This window comes from Cysteiniphilum litorale, from assembly GCF_003428165.1.
Taxonomy (GTDB): Bacteria; Pseudomonadota; Gammaproteobacteria; order Francisellales; family Francisellaceae; genus Caedibacter; species Caedibacter litoralis.
In genome coordinates this window covers 19,228-43,109 of sequence record NZ_QLIQ01000028.1, presented here as the reverse complement: position 1 = coordinate 43,109, position 23,882 = coordinate 19,228, and the positions used below count along the sequence as shown (strand labels likewise).

Annotated in this window: 21 protein-coding genes and 1 riboswitch; of the genes, 13 read left to right on the top strand and 8 right to left on the bottom strand. The window is 37.4% G+C overall.

Annotated elements, in window-relative coordinates; translation table 11 throughout:
- Nucleotides 1-171: 171 nt before the first annotated feature.
- Together hypB and hypA are read right to left on the bottom strand one after the other, a co-directional pair.
- A complete protein-coding gene (gene hypB / locus DNJ75_RS10825; RefSeq protein WP_117003480.1) occupies nucleotides 172-927 on the bottom strand; it encodes a hydrogenase nickel incorporation protein HypB in 756 nt (251 codons plus the stop codon).
- Nucleotides 928-983: 56 nt separating this feature from the next.
- Nucleotides 984-1,340, bottom strand: a complete 357-nt coding sequence (hypA, locus tag DNJ75_RS10820) for a hydrogenase maturation nickel metallochaperone HypA (protein ID WP_117003479.1) — start codon at nucleotides 1,338-1,340, stop codon at nucleotides 984-986.
- Between the two features lie 212 nt (nucleotides 1,341-1,552).
- Between hypA and DNJ75_RS10815 the strand changes: the two genes are divergently transcribed.
- Together DNJ75_RS10815 and pta are read left to right on the top strand one after the other, a co-directional pair.
- A complete protein-coding gene (locus DNJ75_RS10815; RefSeq protein ID WP_117003478.1) occupies nucleotides 1,553-2,740 on the top strand; it encodes an acetate/propionate family kinase in 1,188 nt (395 codons plus the stop codon).
- 9 nt (nucleotides 2,741-2,749) lie between these two features.
- Nucleotides 2,750-4,846, top strand: coding sequence for a phosphate acetyltransferase (gene pta, locus DNJ75_RS10810; RefSeq protein WP_117003477.1), 2,097 nt, complete (start codon nucleotides 2,750-2,752; stop codon nucleotides 4,844-4,846).
- A gap of 65 nt (nucleotides 4,847-4,911) precedes the next feature.
- Here the strand turns inward: pta and DNJ75_RS10805 are convergent, their stop codons facing one another.
- The 5 genes from DNJ75_RS10805 to msbA all read right to left on the bottom strand — a co-directional run bounded on the left by DNJ75_RS10805 (nucleotide 4,912) and on the right by msbA (nucleotide 9,690).
- The gene (locus tag DNJ75_RS10805; RefSeq protein WP_117003476.1) at nucleotides 4,912-5,382 is read right to left on the bottom strand and encodes a hydrogenase maturation protease; all 471 of its coding nucleotides are present in this window, start codon (nucleotides 5,380-5,382) and stop codon (nucleotides 4,912-4,914) included.
- Between the two features lie 21 nt (nucleotides 5,383-5,403).
- Nucleotides 5,404-5,607, bottom strand: coding sequence for a DUF2281 domain-containing protein (locus DNJ75_RS10800; protein WP_117003475.1), 204 nt, complete (start codon nucleotides 5,605-5,607; stop codon nucleotides 5,404-5,406).
- A gap of 119 nt (nucleotides 5,608-5,726) precedes the next feature.
- On the bottom strand, nucleotides 5,727-6,566 hold the full coding sequence (locus tag DNJ75_RS10795; protein ID WP_157968307.1) for an amidohydrolase family protein: 840 nt from the start codon (nucleotides 6,564-6,566) through the stop codon (nucleotides 5,727-5,729).
- Between the two features lie 322 nt (nucleotides 6,567-6,888).
- On the bottom strand, nucleotides 6,889-7,887 hold the full coding sequence (lpxK, locus tag DNJ75_RS10790) for a tetraacyldisaccharide 4'-kinase (protein WP_224742321.1): 999 nt from the start codon (nucleotides 7,885-7,887) through the stop codon (nucleotides 6,889-6,891).
- A gap of 33 nt (nucleotides 7,888-7,920) precedes the next feature.
- Nucleotides 7,921-9,690, bottom strand: a complete 1,770-nt coding sequence (gene msbA / locus DNJ75_RS10785) for a lipid A export permease/ATP-binding protein MsbA (protein WP_117003472.1) — start codon at nucleotides 9,688-9,690, stop codon at nucleotides 7,921-7,923.
- 98 nt (nucleotides 9,691-9,788) lie between these two features.
- Here msbA and DNJ75_RS15730 point away from each other — a divergent pair, with 98 nt between their 5' ends.
- The 11 genes from DNJ75_RS15730 (at nucleotide 9,789) to DNJ75_RS10730 (ending at nucleotide 22,999) form a co-directional block, all read left to right on the top strand.
- Nucleotides 9,789-10,913 carry a hypothetical protein gene (locus DNJ75_RS15730; RefSeq protein ID WP_117003471.1) on the top strand — a complete coding sequence of 375 codons (1,125 nt, stop codon included), beginning with the start codon at nucleotides 9,789-9,791 and terminating at the stop codon, nucleotides 10,911-10,913.
- A 291-nt stretch (nucleotides 10,914-11,204) separates the two neighbouring features.
- Nucleotides 11,205-12,047 (top strand): hypothetical protein, encoded by an 843-nt coding sequence (locus DNJ75_RS10775; RefSeq protein ID WP_117003470.1) that lies wholly within the window; start codon nucleotides 11,205-11,207, stop codon nucleotides 12,045-12,047.
- Nucleotides 12,048-12,134: 87 nt separating this feature from the next.
- Nucleotides 12,135-14,636, top strand: a complete 2,502-nt coding sequence (locus DNJ75_RS10770; RefSeq protein ID WP_117003469.1) for a TcfC E-set like domain-containing protein — start codon at nucleotides 12,135-12,137, stop codon at nucleotides 14,634-14,636.
- Complete coding sequence (locus DNJ75_RS10765; RefSeq protein ID WP_150469028.1) at nucleotides 14,623-15,867, top strand: hypothetical protein; 1,245 nt, start codon at nucleotides 14,623-14,625, stop codon at nucleotides 15,865-15,867. Before DNJ75_RS10770 ends, DNJ75_RS10765 begins: the two co-directional genes overlap by 14 nt.
- 20 nt (nucleotides 15,868-15,887) lie before the next feature.
- Entirely contained in the window at nucleotides 15,888-16,658 is a 771-nt protein-coding gene (locus DNJ75_RS10760; protein WP_117003467.1) for a hypothetical protein, read from the top strand.
- A 45-nt stretch (nucleotides 16,659-16,703) separates the two neighbouring features.
- A complete protein-coding gene (locus DNJ75_RS10755; RefSeq protein WP_117003466.1) occupies nucleotides 16,704-17,408 on the top strand; it encodes a hypothetical protein in 705 nt (234 codons plus the stop codon).
- Nucleotides 17,409-17,463: 55 nt separating this feature from the next.
- The gene (locus DNJ75_RS10750) at nucleotides 17,464-18,231 is read left to right on the top strand and encodes a hypothetical protein (RefSeq protein WP_117003465.1); all 768 of its coding nucleotides are present in this window, start codon (nucleotides 17,464-17,466) and stop codon (nucleotides 18,229-18,231) included.
- A 120-nt stretch (nucleotides 18,232-18,351) separates the two neighbouring features.
- A riboswitch (cobalamin riboswitch) is annotated at nucleotides 18,352-18,577 on the top strand.
- Nucleotides 18,578-18,725: 148 nt separating this feature from the next.
- On the top strand, nucleotides 18,726-21,014 hold the full coding sequence (gene nrdA / locus DNJ75_RS10745) for a class 1a ribonucleoside-diphosphate reductase subunit alpha (protein ID WP_117003464.1): 2,289 nt from the start codon (nucleotides 18,726-18,728) through the stop codon (nucleotides 21,012-21,014).
- Nucleotides 21,011-22,162, top strand: coding sequence for a class Ia ribonucleoside-diphosphate reductase subunit beta (nrdB, locus tag DNJ75_RS10740; RefSeq protein WP_117003463.1), 1,152 nt, complete (start codon nucleotides 21,011-21,013; stop codon nucleotides 22,160-22,162). The genes nrdA and nrdB overlap by 4 nt, the downstream gene beginning before the upstream one ends.
- 2 nt (nucleotides 22,163-22,164) lie before the next feature.
- A complete protein-coding gene (gene yfaE / locus DNJ75_RS10735) occupies nucleotides 22,165-22,395 on the top strand; it encodes a class I ribonucleotide reductase maintenance protein YfaE (RefSeq protein WP_117003462.1) in 231 nt (76 codons plus the stop codon).
- A 286-nt stretch (nucleotides 22,396-22,681) separates the two neighbouring features.
- Nucleotides 22,682-22,999, top strand: a complete 318-nt coding sequence (locus DNJ75_RS10730; protein WP_117003461.1) for a hypothetical protein — start codon at nucleotides 22,682-22,684, stop codon at nucleotides 22,997-22,999.
- A 129-nt stretch (nucleotides 23,000-23,128) separates the two neighbouring features.
- Here the strand turns inward: DNJ75_RS10730 and DNJ75_RS10725 are convergent, their stop codons facing one another.
- Nucleotides 23,129-23,860 carry a class I SAM-dependent DNA methyltransferase gene (locus DNJ75_RS10725; protein ID WP_117003460.1) on the bottom strand — a complete coding sequence of 244 codons (732 nt, stop codon included), beginning with the start codon at nucleotides 23,858-23,860 and terminating at the stop codon, nucleotides 23,129-23,131.
- Nucleotides 23,861-23,882 lie beyond the last annotated feature (22 nt).

Sequence of the window (23,882 nt, the reverse complement as noted above, 5' to 3'; positions counted from 1 at the left end):
ATCCCCGATAACTCTTCCAACACCCAACTCATTTACTTACCTTATTTCCTTGTGATTTTATTCATCTTATCTTTAACTCAACCATTTTAAAACCCACTTACCCAAAGATCCCTATAAACCTATGCTTTTCAAGAGGGGTGGCAGCCGCAGGCTGACGGGGTGTTTATAAAATCATAGTTTTTTTCTAAAGTGTGTAACTTCAGTTATTAAAGAAGTTAGCCAGTTTAACCAGTTATCAAATCCCTCTTCCGTTTTAACCGAAAGCTCAAAAAACCGAATATCACGACGAATTTTACGAATATTTTCAATACAACGCTCAACACTGAAATCGACATACGGCAACAGATCCGTTTTATTAATAATCACTGTATCCGCATGATAAAACATATCAGGATATTTCAGCGGCTTATCATCACCTTCTGTCACTGAAATCACAGCGATGCGATGCTTTTCACCTAAATCAAACATCGCCGGACAAATCAAATTACCGACATTCTCAATAAAGACAAAACTATTTTCTTGAATGTCTAAATGCTCATACGCATGTCCTACCATATGCGCATCCAAATGACATGCTTTACCAGTATTGATCTGATAGGCTTTCGCCCCTGCTTTACGGATTCGATTGGCATCGATCTCAGTTTGTTGATCACCTTCAACAACAACGATTGTGTGCTCAGCATGAAGCTTAGCAATCGTCTTTTCAAGTAATGAAGTTTTACCCGAACCTGGACTGGATACAAAATTAAATGCTAACGCATTTTTAGCACTCAAAACCTCACGATTGGCATGCGCATATTGATCATTTGCTGCCAAAATTGCCTGTTCTAGTTTGATACTATCAACCCCATGATCATGATGGTGATGATGGTCGTGCGCATGTTGATGCGTATGCTCAGAACCGCTGCAACCACAAGTTGTACACATAACTTACTCCTTAACTCTTAACTCTTAACTCTTAACTCTTAACTCTTAACTCTTAATTATTCTGACGTTACAAACTCAATTTTCTCCACCAACATATCTTGACCTGTTAGTATTTCTTTATCATGACTTTGGCACTTAGGACATGCATCATAAAACCTTGATAATTGATAATCATGCGTACATGTTAGGCAATGTGCCCATGCCGGTTTAATAGCAATATTTAAGATACTTTGCACTAGTGGCGTATCTTTAGCAGCAACTGGGAACCAAAAGCGCATTGACTCAATATCAACGCCGGCTAATTGCCCAACACCTAGCTCAATTTGTCGCACGGCTTGCGCCTCATACCCCATGCTTTTTGCTTTATCAAGCACAATCGTAATCACACTTTGGCATAACGAAAATTCATGCATAACTTATCAACCGATATATCACTGCAAATTAGACTAGCACATGACAAATAAGCGAGAATAGTATAACTGTGCTATTTAATGCCTTAAATGCGCAAATAATGACATAACGCAAGTTTTGTTTACTTTTGTGCGCTTAGTGTGTGTTTGGGTTTCCAATGAAGCACTGTCTTAGGCTATAGTGAGTAGCACTTAAGTCCAAGAGCTTGTAACCTATGCCACAGTACTTTCTTGTTTTTAATTGCGGTAGCTCCTCAATTAAATTCTCACTTTATGATCACAATACCTTAGTACAGACGCTTGTTGGACTGGTTGATAAAATTAATACCAACGAAACAACGCTAAGCATTTCTGTTAATGGGCAGACTAAGACGGAGACTTCGCCACTTAATTACCATCAAGCATTTGCCAAAATTATTGGTTTTTTAAAGCAGCAAGACTGCTTCAGTCAAATCATTGCTATTGGGCATCGCGTCGTTCATGGTGGGCATCATTTCGATCGTGCTGTCATTGTAACGGATGATGTTATTGCTAAAATTCGCACCCTTATCCCTTTAGCCCCCTTACACAACCCTGCTAACCTTGAAGGTATTGAGTTTTGTCAGCAGCATTTTATATCGATACCTCAGATTGCGGTCTTTGATACGGCTTTCCACCAGAGTATACCTGAGGAAATCTATCGCTATGCCATCCCTAATACGCTTTATGAAGATCTACATATTAGAAAATATGGCTTTCATGGAATAAGTCACCAGTATATTGCGCAGGCTGCCGCTCAACATCTATCTCTTACACAAGGCAATTTTATCTGTGCGCATCTAGGCAATGGCTGCAGTGTCACCGCGATCAAAAATGGCAAAAGCATCAATACCAGCATGGGATTTACGCCGTTAGATGGACTGGTCATGGGCACGCGCTCTGGCACTATTGATCCTGGTATTTTTAGCTATCTGCAACAGATACTTAATATGGATGTTAATGAGATTAATCAGCTATTAAACAATCAAAGTGGCTTGCTTGGCTTATGCGGGTTAAGTGATATGCGTGAAATTGAACACCTTATTGACAATCCTGATATCGAATTAAAGGAAGCAAAACAAGCGAAATTAGCACTGGATATATTTAGTCACCGCGCTGCAAGCTTCATTGCGAGCTACCTTATGTATTTTGATCAACTTGATGGGCTTATTTTTACCGCGGGCATTGGTCAAAACAGTGCCTTAGTACGTCAAGAAATCATCAATCGACTTAAATTCAACGGCTTTGCCATTGATGCTGCGCGCAATCAAAATGCCGCACAAACAATTGAAATTCACGCTAAAGGCAGCAAACGCATTATGGTACTCAAAACCGATGAAGAACGAATGATTGCGCAAAGTTGTCAAATGTTATTAGCTAATTAAGGATCAAACATGAGTCTACCAATCATACTACTACCTACCGGTCAAGGTGTTGGCTTGTTCTCGTTAAAGCAAGGCTTAAGATATGCCCTTGAACAGCGTGGCTATCGCGTTAAGCTGTTTAATCCATTATTTGATGCAGAAATCTCGTCTTCTGAAATTGAGCATTATTTTCAACAAAACAAAATGAAAGACTTCTTTGAATACTTGCTTAATATTTATGATAAAGTTAGCCAAAACAGTGATATTACCTTAATTGATGGCGTGTTTATCAAAGAACACAATCATAATCAGTTTGAATGGCTAAACGCTTACATCAATCTCTTTAATAAAACACTTATTCGCGCATTTAACGCTAATGTTATCCTCATTGCACGCCAAGGATATAAAACGCTAAAAGACCTTGAGATTCAACTAAAGCTATATCAACAGCAAATTCCCCAAGACGCACTTTTAGGCGCCATTGTTACTAAACTTAACGCGCCAGTTGATAGTGATGGCAAAAATCGTTTTAGTTTATTAGATGAAGATATTAACAGTAGCGTACCAAGCCTTACGCGATCAGACATTGAAGCATTAACTATCTTTAGCAGTAATCATCTGAATTTACTCGGGGTGACACATTGGCAAAATAATCTCACCTATCCTCGTGTTATTGATATCGCCAATCGTTTAAATTTAACTGCCCTCTTTGAGGGCTTTGATCTTGAGCGCCGTGTGCATATCGTCACCATGTGCTCGCGTACCGTCGATCACGCTTTAGATGAGATAAACCCAGGCACATTAATCATCACAGCTGCTGATCGCAGTGATATTATTCTAGCAGTGACAGTTGCCGCACAAAAAGGCATTAAAATCGCAGGATTAATATTAACTGCCTTCTCACTTGCCAATCGTGCCGTACTGGATTTCTGTCTTGATGCGGCTAAAGGCATGTCTTTACCTATCTTTGTGACCGACAATAAGAGCATTAGCACCATTTTGAAATTAGCTGATATTGATTACAGCAGCATTCCTAAAGATGATATAACGCGTTTAAATCTCTTGCGATCATCCATTGCTGAATGCATTGATGTCGATATGATTACACGCAAGCTTACCGCAACACCCGCACCAACCAAACTATCGCCGCCAGCGTTTCGTCATTATCTAATCAAGCGCGCAACTGAAGTCACCAAACGTATCATTCTACCCGAGGGTTTAGAGCCGCGCACGATTGAAGCTGCTATTTTCTGTAGTGAACGCAAGATTGCTACTTGTATCTTATTAGCGAAACGTGATGATGTGATCGAAGTTGCCAAAAAGCAAGGCTTACATTTATCGGATAAAGTCATCACAATTGACCCAGATAGCATTAAAGCTCAGTATCTCAAGCCACTTATCGATGCGCGAAAACACAAAGGCATGACCGAAATTATGGCGCGTGATGCACTTGAAGATAATGTAACCCTTGCAACCATGATGTTATATATGTCAGATGTTGATGGCTTAGTTGCAGGTGCTTTAAACACCACTGCACATACGATTTCCCCCGCACTTAAAATCATTAAAACGAAGCCTGACTGCTCGATTGTCTCGTCGGTATTTTTCATGTGTCTTGAAGATCAAGTACTTGTTTATGGTGATTGCGCGGTTAATCCTGATCCGACAACCGAGCAATTGGCTGAAATTGCTATTCAAAGTGCTGAGTCTGCCACAGCATTTGGCATTGATCCTAAAATTGCCATGATCAGTTATAGCACGGGAGACTCAGGTCATGGTGCCGATGTTGATAAAGTCAAATCTGCAACTGAATTGGTTAAGGCAAAACGTCCTGATCTGATCGTTGATGGCCCCTTACAATATGATGCTGCCACAACGCTCTCGGTTGCTCAAAAAAAGGCACCTAATAGTGCCGTTGCCGGATATGCTAATGTATTGATTTTTCCAGATTTAAATACAGGTAATACAACCTATAAAGCCGTGCAGCGAAGTGCTGACGTCTTAAGCATAGGCCCCGTATTGCAAGGCTTAAACAAGCCGGTTAATGATCTCTCGCGCGGCGCAACCGTCGATGATATTATTTACACCATTGCAATTACTGCGATTCAATCACACGCCACTGAGTAGATGTTGGCTGAGCGTAAGTCGAAACCTTTATAAGCATGCCATTCTCGGGCGCATGAAATACGCCCCTACGATTTAATCAACTGGAGAGTTATCATCTGCGCCATATTACCCGCTGACTTTTTCACAGCATCTGACATTACATCATCCTTCACAAATAAATGCTCTCCTTGCACACCGTAAAACAGCACATGATCTATCGGCATATTAAGCGCATTTGCCAATGCTAAAGAAGGTGCAACACCAATATTATGTGAAGATAAAAATCCACTAAACTCAAGAATCTCATGCGACTGTAGAGTGAATGGCATACTGGGTTCAACGCCCGCATTAACTGCATCGATTAGAATGATTTGGGCATAGTCCTTTTCTAAGAAACGCAATAAATTCAAACCTGGTCGATCAGCAATCTCAATATCAATATGTGAACGTTGGTTACTCTTGAGCATCTCTTTGATTTCTTTTGCTACTAACCATCCGAATTGATCATCGCCAAAAGGCGAGCCAATACCAAGAACAAGTGTTTTTTGTTTTCTCATCCTTACTTGTCATCACCAACATCATAAGTCATTATAGATTTCGTCCTCATCATTATCCCACACTGCTTGAAAGCTTGACTGTGACATCATTGTGAAATCTTGACGCACTTTTTGCAAACTATCTTTTTGATGCAAAAAATCAATAAAATCCTCCACCTCTGCAAAATACTTCGCGGGTAAATGGTTTAGCTTCTGAGTGATTAAATCAATATGTTTTGACTGCATAAAAACTCCATATACTCATTGATGTCTGAAATTATGGACTACATTTCGACAAACATCAAATAAAGAGTTTAATCGCAATGACCAGGGCAATATGCTAAGCATTAGTTTTCTGCAAGGAATTAAAATTGATAGAAAATTAATGCATTATCATAAAAAACCTCACCTTTACCTGCGCATGCTTGATCCAGTGTTTTAAACCACTCAAGTGGATTATCACGAAAACACACGGGATTATTTGAGGCATACATGAGTCTTTGGTAACTAAAGCAGTCAATAGCATAGTCAATAATCGCTTTACTATGCGCAAGCTGCCCTAACATTTGCAGCCCTGACAGTTTCAGTGCAACCTGCTCAATCTCGGATAAGACTCGCATAGTTTGTTGCCATAGCTGACGCTGCTCGTCATTCTCCCATAGTGGCAAACCACAATGTTCAATCGCTGTTTTAACACGTGATGCTTTAAGGTGTGGCGCAAGATTTAACAACTGTCGCGGGTAGGCTTGGCAGTCAAAAATAAGATTATAATCCGCTAATATTTGCAAATTAGCGATTACATTGGCATGCGTTGATAGATCCTGCGATTCAGGGCAGTAATCAACGTCTTGCTCATAAGCTAGAATATGACGGATACCAACGACTTGCGGGTACTGTTTAAGCTTGTCTAGCTTGGCAATAAACGGTACTTTTGGCAATGTCATATCGACATAAGCAATATGTTTGATTTGAATCTCAGGGCATTTTTGCGCCACTGCCATCAACCATTTGATTTCAACCTCTGTGTCAATACGACTATCATGTGCTTCAATATGCACTGCTCCATAGAGTTTATCCTGCATTTTCTGCTGTAGCGTCTGAGGCAAGAAATCCTGCTTCAACGTTTCATTTGATTGATTTAACACCCAACTATTTATCTTTTGATTCAAGTCCCAAAAGTGAACATGTGTATCGATAACCTGCAAAACCATACTCCATCAATTCAAGTTTTTTGTATTCTATACTCCCCATGATCCATTTTACAGCGTTTACTGCCTCAACGCTGTAACAGTTTTGATACACGACAATACTCCATTGAAACAGCAAATTGTTTTATTTCTGCTATTCTTATCTACAGAGGCCCCCAGTAAAACCACAACCCAAGAGGTGAATATTATGAAATTATTTGACTTATATATCGACTACGTTCGTCAAAGCAAGATTAATAACGACACAGATCAACCACAAATCTTCATGATCAAATAACCAAAAGAAAATTCAAAACAACTGATCAAACAAGTTTCTCTGTTAGAGTTTTCCTCCCTCCTTTCCCCTCTCTAGCAGAGAGAGTTTTTCATCTAATATCTCAAAGAATCCTTTTTCAATTTCAGGTGATATCGCTAGGTAATACCAATTATCTTTGGCAAATCCTTGGCATTTTACCGCATCTTTGTACGTCATAATCATCGGCATGTTATCATTCATCGCTTTAAAATCATCAAGTGTAAAGCTGTGATGATCTTTAAAAGGATACTCCTCAACCATAAAACCTAGATTTTTTAAGGTATTAAAAAAGCGCTTAGGATTACCGATACCTGCCACAGCATAGCATGTACTCCCCACGGACTTCAGTAATTGATCAATAGCAAACTGCTGACCTGTTGCTAAACTTACTAAGCTTTGTGGCAATAGTTGCATATCATATTGTGCTTTATTACTTACGCTTGCCCTACCACCACCGTTGATAACCATCATATCAACTTCTTCTAAGCGTGTAATAGGTTCACGCAAAGGACCTGCTGGCAAACACAGACCATTACCAAATTGGCGCTGACCATCAATCACCGCAATTTCTACATTTCGATGCATCGCATAATGCTGCAAACCATCGTCACTAATAATGATGTCAACTGCCTTAAGTTTCTCTTCGATATATTGAATCGCTTCGACACGTTTAGGTGAGATAACAATTGGGGTATCTGGTAATAACTGATGCAGCATAAAAGGCTCATCACCACAGATACTTGCTGGCGTCCTCTCATCTATCATAAAAGGATAGTGTGTTGCTTTACCACCATAACCACGAGTAATAATTGCTGGATGATAACCTTGCTCTTTTAAATGTTGGCAAATGGCCTGCACCACAGGCGTTTTACCCGTGCCACCAACAGCAATATTGCCAACGACAATCAACGGCAATTTACTTTGATAAGCCTTTTTTTGTAGCTTAACTTTGCGTTTCTTAGCAATGTATGAAAAAAGCCATGACAAGGGTGCCAAGATCATTGCGCGCCAAGTCTTATGCACTGTGTACCAATCCTTTTGCATCACTTAGGACTCTTAATGCAGCGATTGATGATAAAGCTGATAATATAAGCCGTTTTCATTTTGCAATAGGTCTTTGTGCCTTCCCATTTCAACAATCTCACCGCCATCCATCACCACAATCTTATCAGCGTGTTCGACCGTTGATAGCCTATGGGCAACAACAAAGGTCGTGCGATCTTTCATTAAGCGCTCTAATGCTTGCTGCACTATGCGCTCAGACTCATTATCCAGTGCACTGGTTGCTTCATCGAGGATTAATACCGGCGCATTTTTCAAAAGAGCTCGAGCAATCGCAACACGTTGGCGCTGCCCGCCAGATAGACTTAGACCATTTTGTCCGACTTCGGTATATAAGCCTTTAGGCAGCTTCTCAATAAAATCCCAAGCATTAGCAGCTTTTGCCGCTTCAATCACTTCTTCCTCACTAACCTCGCCATCACGACCGTAGGCGATATTATGAAAGATTGTATCATCAAACAGGTTAACATGCTGCGACACCAATGAAATATGACTACGCAAGTTTACCAAAGTCAGTGATTGCATATCCTCATTATCTAGTAGAATCTGCCCCTTTGTTGGTTGATAGAAGCGTGCTAACAAGTTCACCATCGTGGTTTTACCACCACCTGATCGCCCAACTAAAGCAATCGTTTGCCCAGGTTTTGCGATTAAGCTGATATGTTTTAATACCACTTGCTGAGACTCCGGATAAGAGAAGCTTAAATCTTTAAATTCAACTTGCCCTTTGACATGTGATAATTGCTTGCTACCCTTATCTTCTTCAGATTTCGCATCCAAGATCTCAAAGATATCTTCAGTTGCCGCAATTGCTTTTTGAATGGTTGAGTTAACATTAGTTAAATTTTTAATCGGTTTTAAAATCGCCATCATTGATGCAAAAAAGGCAACGAAACCACCGGCATCAAGCCAGCCACCTTCCTTTAAGCCATAGGTTGCCACGATAAACAAAATCACCGCGATAACAATCGCACCAATAAATTGAATAATTGGTGAAGATAAACCATCAAGCATGAGAGTTTTGATTTGTTGGCGATAGGTATAGCTTAGGTTGTGATCAAACTTTTGCAGTTGATATTTTTGCCCACCAAAGACGCGGATTTCTTTGTAGTTAATCAAGGCTTCTTCAGCAAAGTGTGTTACCGAGCCCATCGCTGATTGGGTATTACGACTATAATGGCGGAACTTCTTACTGATCCAAGTGATAAAAACTGCAAGAAAAGGGGCAACAACAATCACTGTAATTGATAACTGCCAACTGGTCACCACCATCACAATAATCAATCCAATGACAAAGGTGCCATCCTGCACGACAGTGATAATCGCAGAGCCCGTGGCACTGGTTACTTGATCGACGTTATATAAAAGCTTAGAGAGCAATTTACCTGATGAGGTTTTATCATAATAATGCGCGGGAAGATCTAAAAACTTGCCAAACATACGCTTGCGAAAACGATAAACAACTTGCGCACCAAGTTTACCCATAAAGAATGATGATAAGAACGAGCCAACACCACGCAAAGTAAACAGAAGTAAAAACACCAAGGCAATGCCCTTTAAAAACTCACCTCCTGTCGGGGTAAAGCCTTTATTTAATAACGGTTTAATCAAATACATCGCATAGGCATCACACGCCGAATAGATAATACTACCAATGACAGAGATTAATAGAAGCGGCCATAGCGATCTGACTTCCCATAGCAATCTTTTGTACAGACTATAGGTTTTCTTATTCGCATTTTCAGAAACGTGCATATTTTGCATATTTTTATCTTTATTTTATTTAAGAAGCCAAATTGTCACAGAGTTTACCTAAATTTACTGATAACATAAAGAATAAGCTCGCTTAAGCTACAATAAACATGCAAACGTATTTAGTCGGCGGCGCTGTCCGCGATCAATTATTACACCTCCCTGTCAAGGATCATGACTGGCTAGTGGTTAATGCCAAGCCATTAGACATGCTAAAGCGTGGATTTATTCAGGTAGGTAAAAATTTTCCTGTGTTTTTACATCCAAAAACACACGAGGAATACGCACTAGCACGCACGGAAATAAAAACAGGTCGTGGCTATCAAGCCTTTACATTTAACACGGATGAAGTGTCATTGATTGAAGATTTGAAGCGACGAGATCTCACCATTAATGCCATGGCAATTGATGAAAATGGGCAACTGCATGACCCTTTTAATGGTCAAGAAGATATCAAAAACAAAAAACTTCGCCATGTTAGTGATGCTTTTTGCGAGGATCCTTTGCGCGTGCTGCGTGTTGCGCGCTTTGCTGCCAAGCTTCATTACCTTGGATTTACCATTGCCGATGAAACCTTGAAACTTATGCAAAACATTATTACTAATAACGAGCTTGAAGCATTATCTCACGAGCGCATTTTGCAAGAGTTTATACGTGCCTTAAACACGCCAAACTTCGAGGTTTTCTTATCAACATTACAACAGCTAGGTGCCTTTGAACATATTCTTAAACCTTTACAAACATTAGCAATAACTAGACTTAAACCATTATTAGGTGCAATTGAATTACAATGTGAAAATCATGATATTTTATTTGCTTTACTGTTCATGCATTTAGACAGCGAGCAAGCACTTATAAATGTATTAAATGAGCTTAAACCACCGAAAAGCACTCAAACACTTAGCCTTAGACTCTATCGCCACCATTGGTTTTTCAGCACATTACAACAGCATTCAGAAAAAGAAATATTACAAACATTCAAAGCAATTGATGCATTGCGCAATAAATCCGCGTTTAATGATTTTCAAATAGCACTAAGACACCTTTATCAAAACTCAGCGCATGCCATATCTAATATATGTTTAAGTGCCAAAATTCAAAAAGCGTTAACCGAATATGACTATGGTTTAGCACTTAAGAATATTCGCAATAAGCAAACGATTGCCAAAACGGTGATGAAGCTACAGTTACAGCTGATCGAGGAAATGCTCGCCAAATTCACCGAACCAAAATAATCTCAAAATATAATAAAACATAAAAGCATCATGCCAGCGCTCAAGGTAGTGTCACAATTTTATAAACAAGCAACTACTACATATCCAAAATGCGCAAATACTTTATAGATGGTGCAATGTCCCATGAAAATGGAATTTACAAAGGAAATCAAGTGATCCTGTATCTAAAGGTTTTGACAATCCTTGATTTCGCTTGGAAATATCATCTTGCAAACACAAAAAAAAAAAACCGTCTATATTTTACCATTAACAGGTTGTAATAAGATCACAAAACAAATGAGGGGCATAATAATGATTTCAAAATTATCTATCCAAACTATATTATTTATACTTTTTAGTTCCGCATTACAGGTGTATGCTGCTCCATACAAAGATTGCTCGGGTGGCATTTCCGTTGATGGGCTATTTGATTACTGGCACCAGACTCAAGATAATCAATCCGGTCAAATGATATTAACAAAAAAACTCACTAATAATAGTTGCAAGAGCGCATTATATTATATTGTCAAATTATACCGTGTTGAAAACCCATTTAACGAGAATGGACAAAAAGAAAAAAGCATAGAAATGACCCCTAAGGATATGTCTGAATCTATCTTCATCACACCCAGTAGACTAATTATTTTACCAAAACACTCAGCTCAAGTTCGACTTATCATGCCAAAGGGACATAATAACAATGACTTAGCTTTTTATCGAGTTTCATTTCAACCAGTTATACCTGAGAAGAAATATGGTTTTGATATTGATGAAGATGAACTCGAAAAATTAAGGGCGCAAACCGTAGTTGGCATGGGCGTATCTACAGCTATTGTTATTGAACCTAAAATACCTAACTATACATCTGAATTAGTTCAGTCAGATAATATTATTACAATGAAAAATAAGGGTAATTCATTGCTAATGTATAGCCTAAGTGGTCAATGTATACCGAGCAAAGAAACAACTAATATGCCTGAAAATAACTTAGCCATAAGGGTTGCATGTAGTAAAGATGGATATACTACTTATAAAGTAAGGCTTTATCCTAATAATGAACGAATACTTGATTTATCTAATTTTAAGAGTGAAGTAATTATTACTAAGCTTATGGGTGAAGAACAATCTAGAGAGTATATTAATATCACTAATTAGAATCTCCCCCCTCCCCGCAAACATATAAACTTTAATAAATAAGCTATTTAGACATCATGATAAATAGCTTGCGGCGAGGGAAATATTATGTGCTACAAAGTAGTAAACAAAAAAAATTTAAGCCTAATTTTATTCCTTCTAATTAATACATTTACTTATGGTAACGATATATCTCCGACACTAGATTGGAATGCAGTTCCCGATGAGTTTCGTGCTCAATTAAAAGATCATGGAATCATGATTAATGTTAGATATCAAGATGAAGATCTAGGTAACTATTTTATTGAAATAATTGATGAAAAAACCATTAAATTTAAAGATTTAAAAACGCTTTCTAAAAAATTACAACTTAAACCCATAATTTATCATATTTTTGAAACACTCCCCATCAATCAAATCATATTATGTCCAGATGAATTAATATCAAAGGGTCTATGTCATAAGTCTGAACAAATTTTATATGCACAATTTAGTCTAGAATCTTTAACCATGAACTTAACTATTAATACAAAGCTTTTTGAAACTCAAAAAACTAATCAATTACAATACCTACAATCACCATCAAATCAGTATCTGTCATCTATTTTTAAATATAATTTAAATGCTGCAACAACTATCAGCCCAAACACAAGTAACGTCGCATCATTAGCATTAAATAATATCACAAGTTATGGTAATACTAGATTACTTACTAACGGTTACTTTAGCACCTCAAATCAAGTAAATATAAAAGCCAACTTATCACAACTATTAGTACTCCATGATTTCAAAAAAAGCGCTTTGAGTTTTGGGTTTAGCCAAGGAAATAGCGTCTTTAGCTCAAGAAATACGGCAACGAATTATGGCTATAGTGGTAACAGCATTGCATTAAGCTTCTATTCCAGCAATAACTTATTATTAAACAAATCACAGGGCTCATTGATTCCGATCATTTTATTTATTCCAAGACAATCAACTGTAAGGGTTTATAAAGATAATAATTTATTAAGTATCCAAAATTTTGAACTTGGCACACATGAATTAAATACAGCAAACTTTCCAGGTGGGGTATATCCCGTGCGCATAGAAATCCGTGAAGGGGATATACTCGTGAATACATTAACGAAAATTATTAATAAACCCTTTGACTTATCTACCTTAGATCCTGATTTAGGCTTTTCTTATTCTTTATGGGGAGGAGTGGCATCTTCTCCAACATATAACGAGCCAGTCACAGTGGACTCCTTTAATCACCTTTATTTTGGAGGTAATATTAATTTTGTTCTTAATCGCTATATGTTAAGCGGAGCTTCAGCTTATATGATTGGCCGCTTATCTGTTTTTGAGTTCAGCAATCAACTTATGCTTCCTTACGGCATCACTGGCAATGCTAATATCGGTGTCGATACAGATGGTGGGATTGCTCTGACCGCTAACTTAAATAAGTCGTTTTATAATATTCTATCTATTGGCACTAGCTATACTCAACAACAAGGCTCTAATGAAAAGTCTCCTTTTTATATAAGCAACAACAATTTAAGCATGTCCTTATCTTTAAACATGCAATCATTTGGCTCATTATCATCCAATATAAACTATAACTTTAAGAATCATCTTAAAAATTATAATTTTATTTATAGCAATACTCTCTTTAAGCGCCATGGATTCACATTGCGTACAAACGCATCATTATTACTCAATGAAAATCATAATAGCAGCCTCTCAAAATTTAACACCAATTACTATATTGGATTAGAGTTAACATATAATTTCGATGAAAATGGCAGTATAAACTTAGATACCTTATACAATCCTAAGGATAAGTTAATCTCATCAAATATTAATTACTCGCCTAATATTGATGATAACTTAATTATTTCAGATATGAATATTGGTGGCTCATATAATCAAAATAGCTCCATGATCAATGCTAGCACTTCGTTTAATAGTAATTATGCTTTAGGCAATATTAATACAAACATTACTCAAAACAATGAAAATTTGACTACACAAGTTATATCAGGAAATTTAAGTGGAAGCCTAGTCATAGATCAAGAACGCTCGTTATTGCCAAACCAACAAAAATCAAATGCTGGTGCTGTGATATATCTGGATAATGATATCGAAGATACCTTATCAATTAACATTAACGGCACTTCATATCCTATAACAACTGGCACTAATTTTATTCCATTACCTCCTTACAAAAAATATGAATCATATATCAGCATCAATAAAGAAACAAAAAACTCACTTCTGCTAGATACTAATATAAATGAATTTGTTTTATATCCTGGGAACGTATTTTCAATAACACATACAGCAATTCACATAATAATTATTAGTGGGCAATTGATATGCAATGGTGAACCATTGAAGCATGTGAAAGTTAGTAATTCAATCAATAGCACTTATAGCGATGATAATGGCTATTTTACTTTAGGTGTTAATAGAAACAACCCAAACTTCAATTTCGTCAGTCAACATCAAAATAAACCACACGAATTTTCTCTTAGTCAAATACAAACGTCAAAATTATATGACGGTTATTGGTTAGGAGAGATTAACTGCAGTCACCAAAACGCGGGAGATTATGATGTCATACAGTAACAATATATTAGAGTCACTTAGTTATCATATGATCAATAATATTAAGTATTTAAGCATTCTGCTTTGGATGCTATCTGGACTCTCTTACGCAATAGATATTAACTATCAAGATACTATAGATAAGCAAAACCGTATAACGCTCCAACTCAATAGCAATGGTGATAGTTTACTAAACATACAAGGCTATGGAGCGGAAAAATTATCATCCATTGAAGAGCAATTAGTTGATAGCACGTTAATAGGTTGGAAACAAGTGTATGAACAGGATAAAGTCTTACTTACGGTTAATGAAGGTATTAATTCTGTAAGTCATTTCCAAATGCTTCCATTAGATACATTATCTTCAGACCTAACGCTACAATATGGTAGTCAAAATAAACAAATAAATATCAAGCAAATTGCTCTTCTAGTTAAAATAAAACCTCTAGACCCCAATAACAATATTAGCGTTACATTTAGTAATGAATGTATATTCTGGCAAAAAAATTATGCTTACTATACCGAAGCACTCATAAAACCCAATTGCATTAATACTTCTTTTACTATTAATGACTTTGGAAATCCATGGCAACAAGTTGCTACTGCAAGCTATTATGGTATTGAAACTAATAAGCTAGCCAGTTTACAAGGTGGTCACTGGTCGCTATCAACAACAACACATTCTAATAGCTCAACAATGGGCGTAAACTCTATAACTACCCCAAATAATGTCGATACACATATTACTAATGGAAGCTATCGATTCCAATTTGACTCAGGCGGGATAGTCGTTAGCATACCTTTTAGTTCTAACTTCTATTTTCAGAACAACCAATCTAAATCTCTTAATGTAACACTTATACCGGATCCATCAAATGTCAATAACTATGTGAGTGATCACAATGAAAAAATCATTTTAACTTATACGACTAACCAATCCATTACTGGCTTAAAGTACAGATTAATATGTGATGAACAAGTGCAGCATGATAACCAAAGTTATTGTGCGCTAAAAAATTTAAATTTAACCACAGTAACAATCCCGCTCAAGGTGTTTTTATCTGAATGTAACGATAGTTCCGCTGAGTTTTGCCATGCAGAAAATCAGTTCATGCCCATGAACACTATCGATATACAAACTGATAAAAACATTAATTACGCTCAACTACGTTTTCTTGCTTCCAATCTAGCAACAAAACCAGATGGGCATTATCAAGCATTGGTCAAAATTATGGCTGATGCTCAATTTTAACACAAACTAGGAGAATGCTTATGAAACATAAAAAACATGTCATACCAATTAAAAAGCATCTGTTTATATTTGTGCTCTTATTTACAGAAACGCAGATGGCATTAGCGATTAACACTGGTGAGTCGGTAAACAAAGATATTGACATTACGGCTCGCTACAACATGGATCCTGAAGTGGGAATGAGGTTATGGGTTAATGGTATTGTCAGCAATGATAATACCATTGATTGTGGCAAATGGGACAACACATTAGTTTCAGGTAGCCATAGATCATTTTGCTCTACAGTAGCAATCAGCGGCGACGGAACTGCCGCTGGCTATCAGACAACAAATGCTTATATTAATAAAACAGCACTAGAAATCTATGATACTCGCGGATTAGGCGGCATTAAAAACTTTGATCTTAATGTTACAATCACAACTTTTGATGGTATTGGTAGTAACTTAAGCAAGGTACATATTCCGTCACATTTCATGACAGTTCAAGATGCTACAGGAGTTATTGTTAACACGTCCAACACATATGATACAACATTAGATAACACTAATATTCCATATCGAATTCAGACGGGTTACTATACAGTATTTCAAGAGTCAAAGACTGCGACAAAAGCGTTTAATTTTCAAAACTTAGCAACTACGACAAATCAATCAGCATATATCCCTTTTGGAATGTATGGTTTTGCCTATGATGGAACACTATCTACAGCGGCTTTTGAGACAAAATATACTGGATACTACAGTGCAAAAATAACATTCACATTATCAAATGATAGTTGGAATGGATTATGATCAAAACCATAATCCAAAGAACAAAACTAAATTGAGGAGTACAACATGAAAAATTCAAACAAAATGATAACACTAGGAACCCTTTTTTGCTTAACCAATGTGGTTTTTGCAGTAGATCCCTTAGAAGTCACTGTAAAATTACAAATTGGTGATGTTTCTGAGCCTAATGTCGATATTGTCCTTTTCCATGATCAAAACCTTGGAAATACCACCAATTTACCAATCCAACTTGGTGGTGAATATCTTGTTATTGGCGACAATAGCATCTGGGGATTGAATAATGGCAGCACTAATGCAATACCCGCTAATTTTAGTGAGTTCACGACACGAGCCCGAGGTGCTGTAGAAATTTACGATAGTAATCATACAGGACTTATTAATTTTAGCTCAATCAAACTTCAAGCAACAGTGCAAAGCCTATCCGGCGATACGCATACTCAACAACAGCTCAATGTTAGCGCATATGGTGTTGCCACAACGACAGATAGCAGTTTATTAAAATTTGACTCTGATCAGTTTTCAGCACTTCCAGTTGGATATTATGATGCATTAAACAATGCCACTGTCGTCTCGCTTACTAATGAGCAAATCTATAACTTTGCAACTCAAGAGGTCGGTAAATCAGTAGTTTTACCATTTGCATTTATTGCACAAATTGATAATGCCACTTTAGCAAGCTGGAATCCTGATACTTTCTCTGGTACTAGCACATTAACCATCACACCAAGCTTCACTGATGTTTCACAATAACATTAAGTACATACCAGTGTGATAAAACAAACATAATAAAACGTTTGGAGTCATTATGAAAAATCTAAATATAAACTTAAAAAGGTATAGACTAATAACAATATTATTTGCTCTATTTACTAGTGTTCAACTAACATTAGCAATCAACTCCGATGAGGTGATCAATAAAGATATAGATATTACTGCACGTTATCAAATGGATCCGATTGTCGGTATGCGCCTTTGGGTTGACGGTGTTGTTAGTGCAGATAACACTATTAATTGTGGCAAGCATGATACTACAATAAAATCAGGACTCTATCGATCTTTCTGCACAAGTGCAGCACAAGCAAGTACGAGTGATGCCATTTATAAAACAAGCCAAAATTATATAAGAAAGACCGCTTTAGAAATATACGATCAAAGATCTTTAGGAGGCATCAAATCAGTTGAATTACAAGTCAGCATTACTACTTTTGATGGTGTTGGTAATCTTTTATCTAACATTCACCTTCCTACTAATATGTATATAAGTGACAATTTGAATGAAGTTATATACAACGATAGCAATACTTACCACAATGATTTAAATACTGCTAGCATCACAAAACTAATTTCAACTACAGATAGTTACGCAGAAGTTACACAAACAAAAACTAAAACAGAGATGTTAAATATACAGGGACTACAAACAACAAGTGGGCAATCTGCTTATATCCCGTTTGGTTTCTTTGGGTGGCATTGGGCAAACCTTGCTGATGATGTCTATGAAGCACGATACAAAGGTCATTATCGTGCCAAAATTACCTTTGTCCTTTCAAACCCGAGTTGGAATGGTATTTAACTTTAACACTCACAGGGATGTGATCCTTCAAAAGATAAACTAAAATATCACTCACTTTTTATAAGCACACTAAGAAAAAAATAATCTTTAGCTTTTTCTTTATAAAAGCTATAGAATCTTATCTTAAACATCGCTAATGGTTTGCGCGAATTTGCGCAACGCAAGAGGGAATCTGGTGTAACTCCAGAGCTGGCCCGCAGCGGTAATTGGAAACGAACGATACACATTGATCCTTACACCCTGAGAGTCAATGAAACGCACTGATTAAAACAATTGGGAAGCAGTATCCAGTAGGTGTTTAAACGCGTCCATAAGCCCGAATATCTGCCATTGGTTAAATTGATTTTATGTTAAAAAGCTTTCGTGGAACAAAGCACACATATGGCATAGATATTTGGCATTGACTGATGAGTCAATATCAAAACACTTCCTGCTAACTTATGTCCTTATTCCCGATTGCTTAGTTTAAATTAATCGCGGATAGAGGATAAAAAATGAATGTAAATGTCACCAAACGCTCAGGACGTTTAGAGCCTGTTAATCTGGATAAAATCCATCGCGTCATCACTTGGGCTGCTGAAGGTTTAGAAAATGTCTCTGTTTCTCAAGTTGAGTTGCAATCACATATTCAACTGTATGAAGGCATGAAAACAGCGGATATTCAGGCGATTATCATTAAAACGGCTGCTGATTTAATCTCTGAAGAAACGCCTGATTATCAATATATGGCAGCGCGCTTAGCGATCTTTCACTTGCGTAAATTAGCTTATGGCGAATTTGAGCCTCCGCATTTACATGATCACGTTGAAGCACTGGTCAAAGCAAAAAAATATGATGCGCATTTACTTGATGACTACTCTCGTGCTGAGTTCGAGCAAATGAATACACATATTGATCATTGCCGTGATATGAACTTCACCTATGCTGCGGTGAATCAAATGCAAGGCAAATATCTCGTGCAAAATCGCGTTACCGGCAAGATCTACGAAACCCCACAAATGCTTTATATGTTAGTGAGCGCTTGTTTGTTTTCAAAGCATGACAAAGCAACACGTATGCAATACGTGCTTGATTTTTATGATGCGATTAGTCAATTTAAGCTGTCTCTACCAACACCAATTATGGCAGGGGTGCGCACGCCGACACGACAATTTAGTTCATGTGTACTTATTGATACTGATGATAGTTTAGACTCAATCAATGCTTCCGCATCGGCAATTGTCAAGTACGTCTCCCAGCGCGCGGGTATTGGTATTAATGCCGGCAAAATTCGTGCACTGGGTAGTGAGATCCGTCAGGGCGAAGCACTACACACTGGCTGCATTCCATTTTATAAATATTTCCAAACGGCAGTAAAATCATGTTCACAAGGGGGTGTGCGTGGTGGTGCGGCTACCTTGTTTTATCCACTGTGGCATTTAGAAGTTGAGTCTCTCTTGGTGCTTAAAAATAACCGTGGGGTCGAGGATAACCGCATCCGCCACTTAGATTATGGGGTGCAAATCAATCGCTTAATGTACCAGCGCCTAATCGAACAAAAAAATATTACCCTTTTCAGCCCTAGTGATGTACCAAGGTTATATGATGCTTTTTTTGCTGATCAAAGTGAGTTTGAGAGGCTTTATATTGCTGCAGAAAACACGCCCGATATCCGCAAAAAAACGCTTAAAGCCAGTGAGCTTTTCGCCCTATTAATGCAGGAGCGCGCGCAAACTGGACGTATTTACATTCAAAACGTTGATCATTGTAATACGCATTCGGCATTTAATGCGCAACTTGCTCCGATTAAACAATCTAATCTATGCATGGAGATCACCTTACCCACTAAACCACTTGAGCATATTTTTGATAAAAATGGTGAGATTGCACTATGTACTTTATCCGCATTTAATTTAGGTGCTATTGATTCTCTTGATGAGCTAGCGTCTTTAGCCACTTTAATTGTCACGGCTTTAGATAATCTATTGGATTATCAAAACTATCCGTTAGCGTCAGCTGAAATTCCCGCAAAAGCGCGCCGTAGTTTAGGGGTTGGCGTTATTAACTTTGCTTATTACTTAGCTAAAAATTATGTCAAATACAGTGATGGCAGTGCCAATAAGCTGACACATCAATCTTTTGAGGCTATTCAATATTATCTACTTAAAGCATCGAATAAGTTAGCCAAAGAAAAAGGTGCTTGCGCATACTTCAATGACACAAGCTATGCCCAAGGATTACTGCCCATTGATCACTATAAGAAAAGTATCGATGAATTTGCTGATTTTCCACTGCAATATGACTGGGAAGCCTTGCGCCAAGACATTCAACAACATGGCTTACGCAATTCCACTCTAAGCGCGATCATGCCATCAGAAACCTCGTCACAAATATCCAATGCCACCAATGGCATTGAACCACCGCGTGGTTTGGTCTCGATCAAACAAAGTAAAGACGGCGTATTAAAACAGGTTGTCCCTGAAATTCAGCGCTTAAAGCCCCACTATGAGCTGTTATGGCAAATGCCTAATAATACCGGTTATTTGCAACTTTGTGCGATTATTCAAAAGTTTATTGATCAGTCAATTTCAGCCAACACCAACTATGATCCGCTTAAATTTAATGATCACAAAGTGCCAATGCAAACCTTGATGTCCGATCTATTGATCGCTTACAAATATGGCTTAAAAACGCTTTACTATCACAATACACGCGATCACGCCAAAGAAAGCAAAGAGCCAACTAATCATACGATAGAAATAGCAGATATCGACGAATGCGAATCAGGGGCATGTAAAATATGACACAAAGTTACCATTACTCGACCTTTCAAACAACATCAAATAACCAACTGCATGAACCGATGTTTTTTGGCACATCAGTTAATGTTTCACGCTTTGATCAACAAAAGCACCCTATTTTTGAACGCCTGATTGAAAAGCAGCTATCTTTTTTCTGGCGTCCTGAGGAGATTGACTTAAGTCGCGATCGCGTTGACTTTCAGAAGTTCAATGCCATTGAAAAGCATATTTTTTTATCTAATTTGCAATACCAGACCTTATTAGATTCAGTGCAAGGACGCAGTCCAAATATCGCCTTTTTACCGCTTGTCTCGCTACCTGAGCTTGAAACGTGGATTGAAACCTGGAGCTTTTTTGAGACAATTCATAGCCGTTCATACACACATATGGTACGCTCGCTCATGGATGATCCAAGTCCTGTGTTTAATGCGATTGTTGATAATCATGAGATTAGGAAACGCGCACAGAACATCACTTATTATTACGATCATCTAATCATGCAAACACAGCTGTTACAAACACAAGGCGCTGGAAGCTATCATATTGATGGTAAAACCATTGAAGTCAGTCAACATAGCATTAAAAAAGCACTTTACTTGGCTCTGCATGCTGTTAATGCCCTTGAAGCCATTCGCTTCTATGTCAGCTTTGCCTGCACGTTTGCCTTTTCTGAGCAAAAGAAACTTGAAGGTTGTGGCAAAATTATGAAACTGATTGCACGCGATGAATCGGTGCATTTAACCAGTACTCAGCATATGATTAATATCATTCTCTTAGGCAAAGATGGCGACCCTGAGTTAACCGAGATTGCACACAATCTACATGATAAAGCACAAGCCATTTTCAAAGAAGCGATCGCACAAGAAAAGGCATGGGCAAAGTATCTGTTTTCACAAGGCTCTATATTGGGATTAAATGAGCAAATCCTTTGTCAATATATTGACTACTTAGCCAAAGAGAGGATGCACGCTGTGGGACTTAATACCGATGATATTATCGCGCCCAAAGGCAATCCCATACCGTGGATTAATCATTATCTTAATTCTGATAACGTCCAAGTTGCACCACAAGAAACAGAAATCAGCTCTTATCTTGTCGGTCAAATAGATAGTAATGTTGCCGATAATGCCTTTAGTGGTTTTGAACTATAACAATGGTTCGTATTAAACTTAATGATCAAATTATAACGATTGATACTAATAAATTAACGATACTTGAATGTCTTGAACAACAAGGTATTGCTGCCAATTTCCAATGCCGCGATGGTGTATGTGGCACCTGCCGCTGTCAACTGATCTCAGGAGAGGTTCAATACACCAAAGAGCCACTGGCTTTTATTAAAGAAGATGAAGTACTTATTTGTATTGCCAAAACACCACTGTAATAAACGCCTAATACATACTGTCATTTAGTGAAAGATCAAATTACATACGAGAAGCTTAACTATATCACTTTGATGCTTCAGTCATCTAACCTTTAACTCAATCATTTTAAAACTCTCTTATTACAGTGACCTCTGTAACTCCCGATTATCACAAGAAATACTTAAAAAACAACAATAAAAAACGATATATTAATCATAATTTAATATTTTATGATGTTATTTTATTGACAAACAGTAATTTATAGGCGAGACTACCCATGCCATTAACAACAAAAGGTAAAAAAAAATGAAAAATATAATTACACTTGCATTATTAACTGCTTCAGCGCTAACTGCATTTGCAAATACATCTCAAGATCAAAATCAGGAGCCTGTACTAGCCAAAGTATCTACAATTGAGGTATTTAAAGGCAATGTTGATAAAGAGACCCCAGATAGAACAATCAATACATACACAGCCCCAGGTTTTGAAAAATGTGCTGTGTATTTAAAATCAGGAGAAGAATCTGCCAAAATGCTTATTACATTATCTAGAACTGGAAACGAAGAAGGAGCTAAATACCTACTTCAGTGTGAACCAGTACATAAGAATACTGAAATGTAGGCAAACATAAACGTAAATTAGATCCCTACTATTTGAGTTCTTCATCAGTTCATCTAACTATGTCACTTAACTTAATAACAGAGTTAATGTCAAAAGTGGCGTATGACACTTAAGCGCTGTCAATTCGGACTATTTATGCTTTTTAATTTTTAAAAAACGTGTTGGTTTACTTTCCAACATATAATTCCAATACTCACTACCCTTTTCTTTAATGCCTTTTGGGGAAATGCTAAGAGGTATCCATTCGACAAATTCAAAACCAGCACTGGAAAAAGCATCTGTTATTGTTTTTTCGGAATAATGAGTTACTTGAATATCGCAAGGATTAGTTGTTAAAAATCTTAATTTAAACGTTTCACCATCCTTTAATGGTCTATCATGAAAGGCTTGTTCACTATATTGCAAAAGCATATCACTTTTCGCTTTCTCACCAATAAAATCAATAGTAGTTAATATAGTGCCATTATTACTTAGCAGAGAATATAATTTCTTGCATACCTGCTTAAGATGTAAAACATCACTACAATAATTAATCAAGAAACCGGCTGTTATCAAGTCAAATTCTTGGTTAGATTCAAAATCATTAACGCATGAGTGAATGAAAGATATATCATTATGACTCTTAAATGATTTTTCTGCCAATGCTAACATTTCAGCTGAACTATCAACACCTAGGACAGGGCTGAAACCATTAGCAAAGAGAATGTTGGTATAAAATCCATTTCCACAAGCCAAATCCAATGACCGACATTTCTTCAGCTCTCTAAGTTCATTTTCAATTAGCCATTTCTCGAGATACTCTCTATACGGTAATTCATCTGTTGTCTTATATTCAGTAGCAACTTGATCATATGTATGCATTTTACTTTTCCTTTAGTAATTG